Source organism: Paracoccus sp. C2R09, from assembly GCF_018860625.1.
Taxonomy (GTDB): Bacteria; Pseudomonadota; Alphaproteobacteria; order Rhodobacterales; family Rhodobacteraceae; genus Paracoccus.
Map to the genome: position 1 here is coordinate 225672 of NZ_JAHKQB010000010.1, position 15536 is coordinate 241207.

Genomic DNA, 15536 nt, shown 5'->3' on the forward strand with positions numbered 1-15536 from the left:
GTTGGATGCGCAGCCCGGCCTTCGGCTGGACAAGTGGCTTTTCCACGCCCGCCTGTTCAAGACGCGCGGCCTTGCCGCCGGACGGATCGAGGGGGGCGGGCTGCGCATCAACGGACAACCCTGCCGCAAGCCCGGCAGGGCGGTGCGCCCGGGCGACGTGCTGACCCTGTCCGCATATGGCCGGGTCCGCACCCTGACCGTGCTGGCACTGGGCGATCGCCGCGGCCCCGCATCCGAGGCGCAGGGCCTCTATGCCGAACAGGACGACGCGTCTTTTGCCGCCAGCGGTCTTGCAAGCGGTCAGGCACAGGCGTAATCAGCGGCCCGGACCCAACGGAGCGTGACATGACCTACGTCGTGACTGACAACTGCATCATGTGCAAATACACCGACTGCGTGGAGGTGTGTCCCGTCGACTGCTTCTACGAGGGTGAGAACACGCTGGTGATCCATCCCGACGAATGTATCGATTGCGGCGTCTGCGAGCCCGAATGCCCCGCCGACGCGATCCGCCCGGATACCGAGCCGGACATGGAGAAATGGGTCGAGTTCAACCGCAAGTATTCCGAGCAATGGCCGGTCCTGACCCAGAAGAAGGACCCGATGCCGCAAGCCGCCGAGATGGATGGCGTCGAGGGCAAGCTCGAGAAATACTTCTCGGAAGCGCCAGGCGAGGGCGACTGATCCCCCGCCGCCTGTGACGGTCTTCGCCCTGCCGATCGCGGCAAGGGTGCGTTTGCGTTGTCGAGACCGCTTTTTTCGCCGTCATTTTTGTGTTATACATCTCCAATCGCGCATGTCCCACGGGGCCTTCTTTCCGGTGTCGACATGCCCAAGCTGCCATGCCCCCCGCCCTCTGCCGGGCCCGGGGCCAGAGACATGTAACAGGATGGACCGAAGGTGGCGGCAGCCCCCTTTGGTTTCTTGTGCCCTGCAGAAGGGTGCACTCAGAGGAAGCCATATGTCGAAATCGAAGAAGAACGAATTCCGCCCCGATGATTTTGTCGTTTATCCGGCGCATGGGGTCGGTCGGATCGTGTCGATCGAAGAACAGGAAGTTGCCGGCCTGCGGCTGGAGATGTTCGTCATCTCCTTCGACAAGGACAAGATGACCCTGCGCGTGCCGACCTCGCGCGCCACCGAGATCGGGATGCGCGGCCTTGCATCGCCGGACCTGATCGACCGCGCGCTGGAAACGCTGAAGGGCAAGGCCCGCGTCAAGCGTGCGATGTGGTCGCGCCGGGCGCAGGAATACGAACAGAAGATCAACTCGGGCGATCTGCTGTCCATCGCCGAGGTCGTGCGCGACCTGCATCGCAGCGACGATCAGCGCGAGCAGTCCTATTCCGAGCGTCAGCTGTACGAAGCCGCGCTGGATCGCCTGACCCGCGAAGTGGCGGCTGTCGGTGGCCTGGACGAAGGCGGCGCGCAGAAGCGGGTCGAGGAAGTGCTGCTGACCCGCGCGGCCTGATCACTGATCGGACGGCATGAAACGGGCGCCTTCGGGCGCCCTTTTTCATGGCCCGTGGGCGTTGTTCCGGTCGTGGACAACGCTTGCGCTGCGGCCTATAACCCGACGCGAAAACCCAATGCCAACAATCGAGGCGCACATGATCAAGGTATTCGGCCACACGGCCCCCGACACCGACTCGACCGGCTCGCCCATCATCTGGGCCTGGTACCTGAACGAGGTCCGCAAGACCCCCGCCGAGGCCGTCCTGCAGGGTGAGCCGAACACCGAAGCCGCTTGGATGCTGACCCGTTGGGACCTGCCCAAGCCCGGCATGATCACCGATGTGGCCGCCGGCGACAAATGCGTCATCGTGGACACCAACAACCCGGCCGAGCTGCCGGATTCGATCAACGATGCCGACATCCTGGAGATCATCGACCACCACATGCTGGTCGGCGGCATCAAGACCCGCAGCCCGATCAACATTACCATCCGTCCGCTGGCCTGCACCGCGACCATCATGCACGACCTGATGGGCGATGCCGTCGCCGGCGCCCCCGATTGGGTCAAGGGTGCGATGCTGACCTGCATCCTGTCCGACACGCTGGAGTTCCGCAGCCCGACCACCACCGATCACGACCGTGCCGTGGCCGAGAAGCTGGCAGCCGAGCTGGGCATCGACATTCCCGAATACGCGGCCGAGATGTTCGCCGCGAAATCCGATGTCAGCGCCTTCCCGGATGCCGCGCTGCTGAAGATGGACAGCAAGGAATACGAACTGGGCGGCAAGCAGCTGCGCGTCTCGGTCCTTGAAACCACCGCGCCGCAGGTTCTGCTGGACCGCAAGGACAGCCTGATCGCCTCGATGCCCGCGGTCGCGGCCGAGGATGGCGCGGACGAGGTCCTGCTGTTCATCATCGACATCCTGCGCGAGGAAGCGACGCTGCTGGTCCCGAACGAGTTCGTCAAGTCGGTGGCCGAGCGCAGCTTCGGCGTGACCGTCACGGGCGATACGGTCGTCCTGCCGGGCGTCATGAGCCGCAAGAAGCAGATCATCCCGGTCCTGGCCGTCTGATGACCCGCATCATCGCTTCGCTGGCCGAGATCTCGGCCGGCTACGATGCCCTGTTCTGCGATCTCTGGGGCTGCCTGCACAATGGCCAGCAGCCCTACGAGGCTGCGGTCGCGGCATTGCGTGAATATCGGCAGGCGGGCGGCAAGGTCTGCCTGATGACCAACGCGCCCCGTCCGAACCAGTATGTCATCGCGCAGCTGGACCGGATGGGCGTTCCGCGCGATGCGTGGGACATCGTCGTCAGTTCGGGCGATGCCGCGCAAGAGGCCATGTTCCGGGGCGAGGTCGGTCGCAAGCTTTGGCATATCGGCCTGCCCAAGGATGACGGCTTCTTCACCGATATCCCGGCAGGGTTCGAGGATGCGCCCGCGGTCACCCGCGTCGATCTGGCCGATGCCGAGGGCATCGTCGCCTCGGGCCCCTTCGACGAGGAGAACGAGACCCCCGAGCATTACGCCGACCGTTTCCGCGATGCGCTGGAACGCGGGCTGCCGATGCTTTGCGCGAACCCGGACATCATCGTGGACATGGGCGACAAGCGCATCTACTGCGCGGGTGCGCTGGCCCAGTATTACGAGGAACTGGGCGGCAAGGTCCTCTATTTCGGCAAGCCCCATGCGCCGATCTACGACCGCGCCCGCAGGCTGCTTGCGCTTGGCGACCAGGCACGTTTCCTGGCCGTGGGCGACGGCATCAACACCGATGTCGAGGGTGCCGAGGATCAGGGCATCGACAGCATCTTCGTGACGGGTGGCCTTGCCGCCGAAGAGTTCGGCGACGATGTCGAGAACCCGCGCGGCGACATGCTGGAAGATTGGCTGAAGCGAAAGGGCCGCGCGCCCAGCTTTGCTATCGGCCGCCTGCGCTGAACCGATATCCGGATGCCAAGTTCAGGCCCCGCAGCCATCCCGGCTGCGGGGCTTTTCCTTGCGCAACAATCTGGCGTCCGCTTTGCGCATCTTGATATAATATTGTTTCGCTGCTATGCAGAAAGACGATGCAATATTTCGGAAGGGTGGCAGAGATGCTGGACAACTTTCCCCGCGGCACCATCGTCATCGAGGACCTGGAGATCGGGATGACGCGGCATCTGCAAAAGCAGGTGACCGACGCGGATATCGAGATGTTCGCCACCATCTCGACCGACCGCAACCCGGTGCATCTGGACGAGGATTACGCCCGCGACACGATCTTCGAGGGGCGGATCGCGCATGGCATGCTGACCGCGGGGCTGATCTCGGCGGTGATCGGGGAACAGCTGCCGGGGCATGGGACGGTCTATCTGGGGCAGACGCTGAAATTCATGGCACCCGTGCGTCCCGGCGATCTTGTCCGCGCCGAGGTCAGCGTCAGCGCGATCGAGCATGCCAAACGGCGGGTGACGCTTGCAACCCGCTGTTTGGTGGGCGATACGGTCGTGCTGAAGGGTGAGGCGGTCGTCCTGGCCCCAAGCCGCAAGTTCGACTGACGGGGCGCGGCCCCGAAGGGGGCCCATTTGCATATCCACCGCGACTGGCACGCGATTGCAGCCGACGCGAAGGGCGCCTCGGTTGCGATGGGCAATTTCGATGGCGTCCATCTGGGGCATCGCGCCGTGATCGACACGGCCCGCGCGGCCACTGACGGCCCGCTTGGCGTCGTCACCTTCGAACCCCACCCGCGCGAGGTCTTCAAGCCCGACGGTCCGTCCTTCCGCCTGATGAATGCCGAAAGCCGCGCGAACCGTCTGGCCCGGCTGGCGGTCGATCACCTCTACGAACTGCCCTTCGGCCCGGAACTGGCAGGCCTGTCGCCCGAGGCATTTGCCCAGCAGGTTCTGGTGGATGGGCTGGGCGTGTCGCATGTCACGGTGGGGGCGGATTTCAAGTTCGGGGCCAAGCGCGCGGGCGATGCGGTCATGCTGATGCAGCTGGGTCAGCAGCTGGGCTTCGGCGTCACCGTGCAACCGCTGATCCAGTCGGGCGACGCGGTCTACAGCTCGACCGCGATCCGTCAGGCGCTGACCGAGGGTCGCACCCGAGAGGCCGAGCGGATGCTGGGCCACTGGCACCGCATCGACGGAGAAGTGATCCACGGCGAGAAGCGGGGCCGCCAGCTGGGCTGGCGCACGGCCAACATGGCCATGGAGGGGCTGCATCTGCCGCGGCTGGGCGTCTATGCCGTGCTGGTCGATATCCTGACCGGCCCGAACAAGGGCCCCGCGACCGGCGTCGCATCCATCGGGGTGCGTCCGATGTTCGGCAAGAACGCCCCCAATCTCGAGGTGCATCTGTTCGATTTCGACGGCGATCTCTATGGTCAGCACCTGTCCGTGGCGCTGGTCGAGTTCCTGCGCGACGAGATGGCCTTCGACGGCGTGGACATGCTGGTCCAGCAGATCGAGGCCGATGCGACCTGCGCGCGCGACATTCTGGCGGGGCGGTGATGCGACCGAATTTCTGGGAATTGCCGCTGAAGGACCTGACGCGCCCCGAATGGGAGGCGCTGTGCGATGGATGCGGCAAGTGCTGCCTGAACAAGATCGAGTTCGAGGATACGGACGAACTGGCCTTCACCCGCGTGGCGTGCAAGCTTCTGGACGGGCAGACTTGTCAGTGTTCCTCCTATCCCAACCGGCATGATTTCGTGCCGGATTGCGTGGTGCTGACCCCGGCCAAGCTTGACGAGATCTCGTGGTGGCTGCCCGGCACCTGCGCCTATCGCCTGCGGGCCGAGGGCAAGCCGCTGCACGATTGGCACCACCTGATCTCGGGCGATCGCGAGGCCGTCCACCGCGCGGGCGAGAGCGTGCGCGGCTGGACCGTGAACGAGCTTTCCGTGGACGAGGACGATTGGGAGGATCACATCATCGAGGATCTGACATGAATTTCGCCTCCGACAACGTCCGTTCGGCCCATCCTGCCGTCTTTCGCGCGATGGAGCGGGCGAATGCAGGCGCGGCAAGCCCCTATGGCGGCGATGACGTGACCGCCGAGGCGGTCGAGGCGATCCGCGACCTGTTCGAGGCCCCGGAGGCCGTGGTGCGCTTCGCAGCGACCGGCACGGCGGCGAACGCGCTGGTCTGCGCGCAGCTGTCGCCGTCCTTCGGGCGCATCTACTGTCATGCCGATGCGCATATCGAGACGAGCGAATGCGCTGCGCCCGAATTCTTCTCTCATGGTGCGAAGCTGGTCACGCTGCCCGGACCCGACGGCAAGCTGGACCCCGAGATCCTGCAGATCGCGTTGCAGCAGGGCGCGGCGGGTGGCCTGAACGAAGGTCGCAGCGCGATGGTGTCGATCACCAATGCGACGGAATGGGGCACGGTCTATGACCTGTCCGAGGTGCGGGCGCTGGCCGATGCGACCCATGCGATGGGGCTGCCCTTCCACATGGACGGGGCGCGTTTTGCCAATGCCGCGGCGCATCTGGGCGCCTCGCCTGCCGACCTGACCTGGCGCGCAGGTGTCGATGCGCTGTGCTTCGGGGGGACCAAGAACGGCGCGATGGCGGCCGAGGCGATGATCTTCTTCCAACCTTCGCTGGCTGGCGGGTTCGATTATCGCCGCAAGCAGTCGGGGCATGTCTTTTCCAAGAACCGTTTCCTGGCCGCGCAGATGCTGGCGCTTGCCACGGACGGGCTCTGGCGCGATCTGGCGGGGGCCGCCAACGCGAAGGCCCGGATCCTGGCGGATGCGGTGATCGCGGGTGGGGGGCGGCTGCTGACGCCCGTCCAGTCGAACGCCGTCTTTGCCGAGATTTCGGCGGCCACGCATGAACATGCAACGCGGGCAGGGGCCGAATATTACCCCTGGCCGGACAAGACCGCGGCGGGGGTCGATCCGATTTCCATCAGGCTGGTCTGCGCCTGGGACACGCCCGACGAGGATGTCGCGGCGCTGGCCGCGATCCTGCGCGGTTAGGCCCGCAACGCTTCGATCAGCATCTGCAGCGCATGTTCGACCGTGGCTGCGCGAACGCGGTGACGCCCTGTCGCGCCGAACTCGACCGTCTGGGTCCGGGTCCCGAAGGCCTGGGCGATGCCGAAGCAGACGCGCCCCTCGGGCTTGTGCTCGGACCCGCCGGGGCCTGCGATGCCGGTCACCGATACGGCGATCCCGGCTGCCGAATTGCGCAGCGCACCCTGTGCCATCTGGGCCGCGACCTCTTCGCTGACCGCGCCGAAATCGGCCAGCGTTTCCGCGCGGACGCCCAGCATCTGCATCTTGGCATCGTTGGAATAGGTGACGAAGCCCCGGTCGAAGGCGTCCGAACTGCCCGGCACCTCGGTCAGCGACCCGGAAATCAGACCGCCGGTGCAGCTTTCGGCGGTGGCGATCATCACCCCGCGATCACGGGCGGCCTGCAGCGCGTCCGAGGCAAGGCTCACATCAGCACCCCATGCGCGATCGCGGCGACGGCCATGGTGGCGATGGCGGCGAAGATCCCCGCCCAAAGATCGTCGATCATCACCCCCGCCGCGTCATGCCTGCGGTCCGCGCGTCCGACAAGCCATGGCTTCCAGATGTCGAACAGGCGGAAGAAGAAGAACGCCGCGACCCATCCCGGATAGGGGAAGCTGTCGGCGGGCAGGCCCGCATGCCAGAACCCGAACGAGGGCGCCATGAGCGCCAGCCACTGGCCGGCGACCTCGTCGATGACGATCTCGGATCGGTCGGGGTCGGTCATCCCAGCCGTGTGAACGCGAACGGCCCAGAACCCGGTGACGATCACCAGGCCCGTGGCCAGCGCCAGCAACGGGAAATGCCCGATCCGGTGCAGGATCAGGCCCAATGCGACGGCTACCGCCGATCCCCATGTGCCGGGGGCGGGTCGCAGAAGGCCCGCGCCGAACCAGATGCAGAGAAGCCGTGCCATGCGCTATTCCTTGATCAATGCGACGGTGGCGATGGATGCGATCCCCTCGCGCCGGCCGGTAAAGCCCAGGCGTTCCGAGGTGGTCGCCTTGACGCTGATGCGCGATGCATCGAGGTCCATGATCTGCGCAAGGCGGTCCTGCATCGCCTGCGCACGGGGGCCGACCTTCGGAGCCTCGCAGATCAGCGTGACATCGGCATTTCCGAAACGAAAGCCCATGCTGCGGGCCAGGTCGGCGGCATGGCGCAGGAAGATCGCGCTGTCGGCACCCTTCCATTGCGGGTCCGACGGCGGAAAATGCCGCCCGATATCGCCCTGCGACAGGGCACCATAGATCGCATCCGTCAGCGCGTGCATCCCGACATCGGCATCGGAATGCCCGACCAGTCCCGCATCATGGGGCAGCTGCACACCGCAAAGCGTGACGTGATCGCCCGGTCCGAATGCATGCACGTCATAGCCATTGCCGAGCCGGATATCCATTTCGCCCTCCATCAGGCGTTCGGCCCGCGCCAGATCGGCGAGCCATGTGATCTTCAGATTGTCTTCCGAGCCTTGGGTGATCGCAACCCCGTGCCCGGCCTTCAGCGCAAGTTCGACATCGTCGGCGGCGCCGTCCGGATGGGCGCGATGCGCCTGCAGGATCGCCTCCAGCGCGAAGCCCTGCGGGGTCTGCGCGCGGAACAGCCCGTCGCGGGGCGCGGTCGCGGTGACCATGCCGTCACGGCCCTGCCACAGTGCGTCCGATACCGGCAGCGCAGGGGCCGCGGCGACAGCGCCTGCCTGCAGCGCCTCGATCACGCCGGTGATGACCGTATCCGACACAAGCGGCCTTGCGCCGTCATGGATCAGCACATGGCTTGCCTGACCCTGCAACGCCTGAAGCCCCGCATGCACGCTGGCCGAGCGCGTCGCGCCGCCCGTGACGATCGTGACCGCACCGGCATAGCGTTCCATCGCATCGGCCATGTCGTCGGGATGGACAACCAGCACCACGCGATCGAAGCCCGCGAAGGCCGCGATCGCATGGTCGAGGACCGGACGTCCCGCCAGATCGCGCCACTGCTTGGGCGCACCGGCACCCATGCGGGTGCCGCGCCCGGCAGCGGTGATCAGCGCGGCAAAGCCCGCAGGGGCCCGCAGGCTCATGCGTGGTCCGGCACGTCGCCTGCGATGGCCGCGGCGAAAGCCCCGCGATAGGTGGCCGACAGATCCGCCAAGTCTGCCGCGTCCTCGCCCAGCTGCACGGCCTGGCCGCCGAAGCTGCCGACCTGCGCGACGGGCACGCCCGCATCCTTGGCCGCCGCCATCAGCGCCTGGGCCCCGGCCGCGTCGCAGGCCACCAGATAGCGCGCCTGATCTTCGCCAAACAGCTGGCCGATATCGCCATCCGTCAGGCGCAGGCCGATACCGGCAGCCTCGGCCATCTCGAACGCCGCCAGCGCAAGGCCGCCCTCGGACAGGTCGGTCGCGGCGCGCAGATGCCCGCGATTTGCGCGCAGGAATTCGCCATGCTTGCGCTCGGCCGCCAGATCGACATGCGGGGCATCCCCATCCTCGCGGCCGAAGGCCTCCCATGCCAGTGCGGATTGCGCCAGATGGCCGTCGGTGGTGCCGATGACCAGTGCCACGTCGCCATCCTCGGGCAGGCCCGCGATGATCTGGGACAGGTCCGCGATCAGGCCGACCGCGCCGATGGTGGGCGTGGGCAGAATGCCCTTGCCGTCGGTCTCGTTATAGAGCGAGACGTTGCCCGACACGATGGGGAAGTCCAGCGCGCGGCAGGCCTCGCCGATGCCCTTGATGGCGCCGACCAGCTGGCCCATGATCTCGGGCTTTTCGGGGTTGCCGAAGTTCAGGTTGTCGGTCGTGGCCAGCGGCAGGGCACCCACGGCGGAGAGGTTGCGATAGGCCTCGGCCACCGCCTGCTTGCCGCCCTCGTAGGGGTTCGCGCGGACATAGCGGGGCGTCACGTCGCTGGTGAAGGCGATGGCCTTCTGGGTGCCATGGACGCGGACGACCCCCGCACCCAGACCGGGCCGGCGGACGGTGTCGGCGCCGACCTGCGTGTCGTATTGTTCCCAGACCCATGCCTTGTGCGCATGGTTGGGGTTGCCGATCAGGGCGCGCAGCGCCTCGATGGGGGTAATGGCGGGCAGGGGCCCGGCAGGTGCCGCCGGGGGCGTTTCCACCCAGGGGCGGTCGTATTCCGGCGCGCTGGAAGACAGCTTGGACAGCGGCAGGTCCGCCATCACCTGATCGCGGTGGACGATCAGGAAGCGGTCCTCGGCGATGGTTTCTCCGACGATCGCGAAGTCCAGATCCCATTTCTCGAAGACGGCGCGGGCCTCGGCCTCCTTCTCGGGCTTGAGGACCATGAGCATGCGCTCCTGGCTCTCGGACAGCATCATCTCGTAGGCCGTCATCGCGGTTTCGCGCTGCGGCACGTTGTCGAGGATCAGCTTGATGCCCAGACCGCCCTTGTCACCCATTTCCACAGCCGAGCAGGTCAGCCCCGCCGCGCCCATGTCCTGGATCGAGATCACGCTGCCGGTCTGCATCAGTTCGAGGCAGGCCTCGAGCAGCTTCTTTTCGGTGAAGGGGTCGCCGACCTGGACGGTGGGGCGCTTCTCTTCGATGGTGTCATCGAATTCGGCGCTGGCCATCGTCGCGCCGCCGACGCCGTCGCGACCGGTCTTGGCGCCCAGATAGACGACGGGCATGCCGACGCCCGATGCTGCAGAATAAAAGATGCTGTCGGTATCCGCGAGGCCCGCCGCGAAGGCGTTGACCAGGCAGTTGCCGTTATAGCTGGGATGGAAGCGGACCTCGCCGCCCACGTTCGGCACGCCGAAGGCATTGCCATAGGCGCCGATCCCCTCGACCACGCCCTTGACCAGATGCGGGGTCTTCGGATGATCGGGCATCCCGAAGGACAGCGCGTCCATCGCGGCGATGGGGCGGGCGCCCATGGTGAAGACGTCGCGCAGGATGCCGCCCACGCCGGTCGCGGCGCCCTGGTGCGGCTCGATATAGCTGGGGTGGTTGTGGCTCTCCATCTTGAAGACCACGGCCTGACCGTCGCCGATATCGACGATGCCCGCGTTCTCGCCCGGGCCGCAGATGACCTGCGGGCCCTCGGTATGCAGCGTGCGCAGCCATTTCTTCGAGGACTTGTACGAGCAATGCTCGTTCCACATCGCGCTGAAGATCCCCAGCTCGGTAAAGCTGGGTTCGCGCCCGATGATCTGCAGGATGCTGTCATACTCCTCGGGCTTGAGCCCGTGCGCGGCGATCAGTTCGGGGGTGATCGTCGGTTCCTGCATGCCAAAAGCCCTTCCTGCGCATGAAATCACGCGCCTTTTAGGGCCTGTCGCGCCCCATGGGAAGGCACCGCCGTCCGCTGGACAAAAAAAAGCCGGGCACGAAGCCCGGCCTAAGTCCAACAGGGAGGTAGAAGGTGATGAGCCGTTAGGCCCGGTATCTCCTTCTAAGCCCGATCTATGTGCAGTGTGTGAACTTCGCAAGGCGGGATTTGCTGCATCTGCAACATATCACCCATGCAGTTGCCGAATAGCTGCAACCATAGGAAGAAACCCGCCGAAGATCAGGGGCTTTCGCGCATGGACTGCCGATATTTCGGGCAAGTGCATCAGGAATGCCCAGACTCGGATTGGTGCCGGCGATAGGCCTGGATCTCCTCGAGGACGAAATCGCGGAAGACGGCGACGCGCCGCGTCTGACGCAGTTCCTCGGGATAGGCGAGGAAGACCGGAACCTCGCCGGATTCGAGATCCGAGAAGATGCGCACCAGTTCGGGATGGTCGGCGGTCAGGTAATCGGGAAGGACGCCGATCCCCAGATTGGCCAGAACCGCCTGAAGCACGCCGAAATAGTTGTTCACGGTCAGGGTCGATCCGACATTCTGCGCCATCAGCGTCTCGACCAGTCGCGCCCCCGATGCGACCTGCGGCTGATCCGGCTTCTGGCAGATCAGCCGGTGCTTGGACAGCTCGTCCAGCGTTTCGGGCTTGCCATGCGCGGCGATATAGTCCGGCGTCGCATAGAGCCGCATGCTGATATTGAGAAGCCTGCGACGGATCAGGTCGGACTGGCTGGGCTCCTTCATGCGGATCGCCACGTCGGCCTCTCGCATCGGCAGGTCCAGCACGCGTTCCTCGAGCAGCAGGTCGATCCGCAGATCGGGGTATTTCTCGTACAGTTTCACCAGGCGCGGGGCCAGCCACAGCGTGCCGAAGCCCACCGGGGTCGTCACCTTCAATTCACCGAAGACGTTTTCCTCGCTGTCGCGAATGCGCGCGGATGCGCTTTCCAGCTTGCGCGCCATCGAGGATGTGGCCTGGAACAGCAATTCGCCCTGCTCGGTCAGGATCAGGCCGCGCGCATGTCGGTGGAACAGGGTCGTGCCCAATGCCTCCTCCAACGCCCGGATCTGACGGCTGACCGCGGATTGCGACAGATGCAGCGTATCGCCGGCATGGGTCAGGCTGCCGGCATCGGCCACAGCGTGAAAGATTCTGAGCTTGTCCCAGTCCATGGTTCCTGCCTTGTCATGTCAGCCATGCGTTCAGCGCAAAGCTAATGTCCAGCTGCGCGACGCACAACCCGGGGTCAAGCGAAGTTTTTTCTTCTTTGGTCAGTAAAACTGACCTATGATTACCACGGTGCAAGCCATCATGCGAGGGAGGAGAGCAGGATGAGCCAGCAGGAATTCAAACTTTCGGACCGTTTCGACCTGACGAAACGTCACGTGCTGCTGAACGGCACGCAGGCACTCGTGCGGCTGATGCTTATGCAATCGGCACGCGACGAAGCTGCGGGCCTGAAGACCGCGGGACTTGTGTCCGGCTATCGCGGATCGCCCCTGGGGGGTGTCGATCTGGCCATGATGCGAGAGGAGAAGCGTCTGGCCGAGGCGCGCATCAGGTTCCAGCCGGGCCTGAACGAGGATCTTGCCGCAACGGCGATCTGGGGCGCGCAACAGGCGGAGCTGCGGGGCGAGGGGCTCTATGACGGGGTCTTCGGCCTGTGGTACGGCAAGGGCCCCGGCGTGGACCGCACGGGCGACGTCATGAAGCACGCGAACATGGCCGGATCGTCGCGCCATGGCGGTGTCGTCATGGCGATGGGCGACGACCATACGGGCGAAAGCTCGACCGTGCTGCACCAGTCGGACTGGGCGATGATCGACGCCTACATGCCCGTGCTGTCGCCCGCGGGCGTGCAGGAGATCCTGGATTACGGGCTCTATGGCTTCGCGCTGTCGCGGTATGCGGGCGTGTGGACGGGCCTCAAGACGATGAAGGACACGGTCGAGGCCACGGCGGTGGTGGACGGCGATCCGCATCGGCTGAGCTTCGTGACGCCCGACCGCGCAATGCCCGAAGGCGGGTTGAACATCCGGTTGGGCGATACGCCCGTGCTGCAGGAAGCGCGGATGATCGACCACAAGCGTTGGGCGGCCGAGGCGTTCAGCCGTGCGAACCGCCTCGATCACCGTGTCTGGGGCAAGCCGGGCGCCAAGATCGGCTTCGTCGCGGCGGGCAAGAACTGGCTGGACCTTGTCCATGCACTGTCGCTGCTGGGCATCGACGAGGCCGAGGCCGAACGGCTGGGTCTGACCACCTACAAGGTCGGACAGACATGGCCGATGGACATGAAGTCGATCCAGGAATGGTCCGAGAACCTCGAACTGATCATCTGTGTCGAGGAGAAGCGCAAGCTGATCGAGGTGCAGCTGAAGGAGGCCATCTTCGACAATCGCCGCGGGCGCCGCGTCCACGGCTGGAAGCACGACCGCACGGGCGAGGAGCTGTTCCCGACCCGCTATGCCCTGGACCCGGTGATGATCGCCGAGAAGATCGGGAATATCCTGATCGAGGAGGGGCGCGGCACCGAGCATGTCCGCGCGGGCCTTGCGCGCCTGATCGAGGTGCGACGCGCCGACAACGCCCCCGAGGTCGCGACCCGCACGCCCTGGTTCTGTTCGGGTTGCCCTCATAACAGTTCGACCAAGCTGCCCGAGGGCAGCCGCGCCTATGCGGGCATCGGCTGTCATTACATGGTCCAGTGGATGGGCCGCGAGACCGAGGGCTTCACCCACATGGGCGGAGAGGGCGCGAACTGGATCGGCGAGGCGCCTTTCAGCAAGACAGCCCATGTATTTCAGAACCTTGGGGACGGAACCTATAACCATTCAGGGATCTTGGCGATCCGCGCGGCGCAGGCCGCGGGGACGAACATCACCTACAAGATCCTCTATAACGACGCGGTGGCCATGACGGGCGGGCAACCGAACGAAGGCGGGTTGTCGGCGCATCAGATCGCGGCCGAGCTGCAGGCGATGGGCGTGCATCCGGTCGTCGCCGTCCATGACGAGAAGGAGGAGATCGACCGAAGCCTCTTTCCGTCCGGCATGCGCTTCGAGGAACGCGCGGAACTGATGAACGTCCAGCGGGAACTGGAAAAGGTGAAGGGCGTCAGTGCCATCCTCTATATCCAGACCTGCGCGGCCGAAAAACGGCGCCGCCGCAAGAAGGGCGCCTTTCCCGATCCAGACCGCCGCGTCTGGATCAACCCGGAAGTCTGCGAAGGTTGCGGCGACTGCTCGGTGCAGTCGAACTGCGTTTCCGTGGTGCCGCTCGAAACCGAACTTGGCCGCAAGCGCCAGATCGACCAGTCCAGCTGCAACAAGGATTACAGCTGCGTCAACGGTTTCTGCCCCAGCTTCGTGACGGTCAGCGGCGGCAAGCTGCGCCGCCCCAAGGCCGAGGCGCTGGACCTGCCGGACCTGCCGGAACCGACGCTGCCCGCGATCAGCGGAACGCATAACATCGTCATCACGGGCGTTGGCGGCACCGGCGTCGTGACCATCGGCGCGGTGCTGGCTCAGGCGGCCCATATCGACGGCAAGGGTGCCGGCATGATGGAGATGGCGGGATTGGCCCAGAAGGGCGGCGCGGTGCATATCCATCTGCGGCTGGCTGACCGGCCCGGTGATATCAGCGCGATCCGCGTGGCCACGGGCGAGGCCGATTGCGTCATCGGCGGCGATCTGGTGGTGTCTGCCGGGTCCAAGACGCTCGGGCTGATGACGCAGGGGCGCACGGGGGCGGTGGTCAACGATCACGAGATCATCACGGGCGACTTCACGCGCTTCCGCGACTTCCAGATCCCCTCGGGCCGTCTGCGGGTCTCGCTTCAGGCGCGGCTGGGGGATCGGGTCGCCTTCTTCGATGCGAACGAGCTGGCCCTGCGCAAGCTGGGGGATTCGATCTACAGCAACATGCTGGTGCTGGGGGGCGCATGGCAGCAGGGTCTGATCCCGTTGACGCATGACGCGATCATGCAGGCGATCACGCTGAACGGCGCCAAGGTCGATGAGAACCGACGGGCCTTCGAGATCGGGCGTTGGGCCGTGGCCTTTCCCGACCAGATCCGCCCGCCCGCCACGGTGACCGAACTGCCGCCCGATCCGGTCGAATACCGCGCCGAACGTCTGGTCGGATACCAGGGCAGGCGGCTGGCAAAACGGTATCGCGCCATGCTGGCCAAGACCCCGGACGCATTGCAAGAAAGCGTCGCAAGAAGCTACTACAAGCTGTTGGCCTATAAGGATGAATACGAGGTTGCTCGTCTTCATCTGCAGACGGCCGACCGTGTCGCGGAGCAGTGGGAGGATGCGCCGCGCCTGACCTTCCACCTGGCGCCGCCGATGCTGCCCGGAACCGATGCCATCGGTCGCCCGAAAAAGCGCGAATTCGGTCCCTGGATCCTGCGCGCCTTCCGCGTGCTGGCTTCGCTCAGGGGGCTGCGGGGGACGCCGCTCGATCCCTTCGGCTATCAGGCCGAACGGCGCGAGGAACGCCGCGCGATCCGCGAATACGAGGCCGACATGGCCGAGATCTTCGCGGGCCTGACTGATACGACCCTGCCCATCGCCATCGAGCTGGCCGATCTGCCGCTGACGGTTCGCGGATACGGGCCGGTCAAGGCGCAGGCCGCAGCCGAGGCCGCGCAGAGGCGGCAGGAGCTGCTGGCGCAGTTCCGCGCGGGCGGCGCACCGATGCGTGATGCCGCCGAATAGGGCGAACCGTTTGCAAGTGCCGCGTGGCGTCCTATGAAGGGCGC

The 15536-nt window shown here is 65.7% G+C and carries 15 protein-coding genes; 10 read left to right on the plus strand and 5 right to left on the minus strand.

Annotated elements, in window-relative coordinates; translation table 11 throughout:
- Position 1 precedes the first annotated feature (1 nt).
- The 9 genes from KO490_RS03625 (at position 2) to KO490_RS03665 (ending at position 6430) form a co-directional block, all read left to right on the plus strand.
- The gene (locus KO490_RS03625; protein WP_216018040.1) at positions 2-316 is read left to right on the plus strand and encodes an RNA-binding S4 domain-containing protein; all 315 of its coding nucleotides are present in this window, start codon (positions 2-4) and stop codon (positions 314-316) included.
- Positions 317-345: 29 nt separating this feature from the next.
- Entirely contained in the window at positions 346-684 is a 339-nt protein-coding gene (fdxA, locus tag KO490_RS03630; RefSeq protein ID WP_216018041.1) for a ferredoxin FdxA, read from the plus strand.
- Positions 685-961: 277 nt separating this feature from the next.
- Positions 962-1471, plus strand: a complete 510-nt coding sequence (locus KO490_RS03635) for a CarD family transcriptional regulator (protein WP_216018042.1) — start codon at positions 962-964, stop codon at positions 1469-1471.
- Positions 1472-1610: 139 nt separating this feature from the next.
- Positions 1611-2528: a manganese-dependent inorganic pyrophosphatase gene (locus KO490_RS03640; protein WP_216018043.1), complete on the plus strand. Its 918-nt coding sequence runs from the start codon at positions 1611-1613 to the stop codon at positions 2526-2528.
- Positions 2528-3397 carry a TIGR01459 family HAD-type hydrolase gene (locus tag KO490_RS03645; RefSeq protein ID WP_216018044.1) on the plus strand — a complete coding sequence of 290 codons (870 nt, stop codon included), beginning with the start codon at positions 2528-2530 and terminating at the stop codon, positions 3395-3397. The genes KO490_RS03640 and KO490_RS03645 overlap by 1 nt, the downstream gene beginning before the upstream one ends.
- Before the next feature lie 155 nt (positions 3398-3552).
- The gene (locus tag KO490_RS03650) at positions 3553-3996 is read left to right on the plus strand and encodes a MaoC family dehydratase (protein WP_216018045.1); all 444 of its coding nucleotides are present in this window, start codon (positions 3553-3555) and stop codon (positions 3994-3996) included.
- A gap of 27 nt (positions 3997-4023) precedes the next feature.
- A complete protein-coding gene (locus tag KO490_RS03655; RefSeq protein WP_216018046.1) occupies positions 4024-4953 on the plus strand; it encodes a bifunctional riboflavin kinase/FAD synthetase in 930 nt (309 codons plus the stop codon).
- Positions 4953-5393 carry a YcgN family cysteine cluster protein gene (locus KO490_RS03660; protein ID WP_216018047.1) on the plus strand — a complete coding sequence of 147 codons (441 nt, stop codon included), beginning with the start codon at positions 4953-4955 and terminating at the stop codon, positions 5391-5393. The genes KO490_RS03655 and KO490_RS03660 overlap by 1 nt, the downstream gene beginning before the upstream one ends.
- Complete coding sequence (locus tag KO490_RS03665) at positions 5390-6430, plus strand: low specificity L-threonine aldolase (protein ID WP_216018048.1); 1041 nt, start codon at positions 5390-5392, stop codon at positions 6428-6430. The genes KO490_RS03660 and KO490_RS03665 overlap by 4 nt, the downstream gene beginning before the upstream one ends.
- Here KO490_RS03665 and KO490_RS03670 read toward each other — a convergent pair.
- The 5 genes from KO490_RS03670 to KO490_RS03690 all read right to left on the minus strand — a co-directional run bounded on the left by KO490_RS03670 (position 6427) and on the right by KO490_RS03690 (position 11943).
- A complete protein-coding gene (locus tag KO490_RS03670; RefSeq protein ID WP_216018049.1) occupies positions 6427-6897 on the minus strand; it encodes a CinA family protein in 471 nt (156 codons plus the stop codon). The two genes, KO490_RS03665 and KO490_RS03670, sit on opposite strands and share 4 nt — an antisense overlap.
- Positions 6894-7385, minus strand: a complete 492-nt coding sequence (locus tag KO490_RS03675; protein WP_216018050.1) for a phosphatidylglycerophosphatase A — start codon at positions 7383-7385, stop codon at positions 6894-6896. The genes KO490_RS03670 and KO490_RS03675 overlap by 4 nt, the downstream gene beginning before the upstream one ends.
- Positions 7386-7388: 3 nt before the next feature.
- A complete protein-coding gene (locus KO490_RS03680; protein WP_216018051.1) occupies positions 7389-8534 on the minus strand; it encodes a bifunctional 2-C-methyl-D-erythritol 4-phosphate cytidylyltransferase/2-C-methyl-D-erythritol 2,4-cyclodiphosphate synthase in 1146 nt (381 codons plus the stop codon).
- Positions 8531-10711, minus strand: coding sequence for a phosphoribosylformylglycinamidine synthase subunit PurL (gene purL, locus KO490_RS03685; RefSeq protein ID WP_216018052.1), 2181 nt, complete (start codon positions 10709-10711; stop codon positions 8531-8533). The genes KO490_RS03680 and purL overlap by 4 nt, the downstream gene beginning before the upstream one ends.
- Positions 10712-11037: 326 nt before the next feature.
- Entirely contained in the window at positions 11038-11943 is a 906-nt protein-coding gene (locus tag KO490_RS03690; protein ID WP_216018053.1) for a LysR family transcriptional regulator, read from the minus strand.
- 159 nt (positions 11944-12102) lie between these two features.
- Between KO490_RS03690 and KO490_RS03695 the strand changes: the two genes are divergently transcribed.
- Positions 12103-15492, plus strand: a complete 3390-nt coding sequence (locus KO490_RS03695) for an indolepyruvate ferredoxin oxidoreductase family protein (protein WP_216018054.1) — start codon at positions 12103-12105, stop codon at positions 15490-15492.
- Positions 15493-15536 lie beyond the last annotated feature (44 nt).

Bases quoted from the DNA above. Each gene is read 5' to 3' on its own strand.
- fdxA (WP_216018041.1), top strand. From the start codon at position 346: ATGACCTACGTCGTGACTGACAACTGCATCATGTGCAAATACACCGAC.
- KO490_RS03635 (WP_216018042.1), top strand. From the start codon at position 962: ATGTCGAAATCGAAGAAGAACGAATTCCGCCCCGATGATTTTGTCGTT.
- KO490_RS03640 (WP_216018043.1), top strand. From the start codon at position 1,611: ATGATCAAGGTATTCGGCCACACGGCCCCCGACACCGACTCGACCGGC.
- KO490_RS03645 (WP_216018044.1), top strand. From the start codon at position 2,528: ATGACCCGCATCATCGCTTCGCTGGCCGAGATCTCGGCCGGCTACGAT.
- KO490_RS03650 (WP_216018045.1), top strand. From the start codon at position 3,553: ATGCTGGACAACTTTCCCCGCGGCACCATCGTCATCGAGGACCTGGAG.
- KO490_RS03660 (WP_216018047.1), top strand. From the start codon at position 4,953: ATGCGACCGAATTTCTGGGAATTGCCGCTGAAGGACCTGACGCGCCCC.
- KO490_RS03665 (WP_216018048.1), top strand. From the start codon at position 5,390: ATGAATTTCGCCTCCGACAACGTCCGTTCGGCCCATCCTGCCGTCTTT.
- KO490_RS03675 (WP_216018050.1), bottom strand. From the start codon at position 7,385: ATGGCACGGCTTCTCTGCATCTGGTTCGGCGCGGGCCTTCTGCGACCC.
- KO490_RS03680 (WP_216018051.1), bottom strand. From the start codon at position 8,534: ATGAGCCTGCGGGCCCCTGCGGGCTTTGCCGCGCTGATCACCGCTGCC.
- purL (WP_216018052.1), bottom strand. From the start codon at position 10,711: ATGCAGGAACCGACGATCACCCCCGAACTGATCGCCGCGCACGGGCTC.
- KO490_RS03690 (WP_216018053.1), bottom strand. From the start codon at position 11,943: ATGGACTGGGACAAGCTCAGAATCTTTCACGCTGTGGCCGATGCCGGC.
- KO490_RS03695 (WP_216018054.1), top strand. From the start codon at position 12,103: ATGAGCCAGCAGGAATTCAAACTTTCGGACCGTTTCGACCTGACGAAA.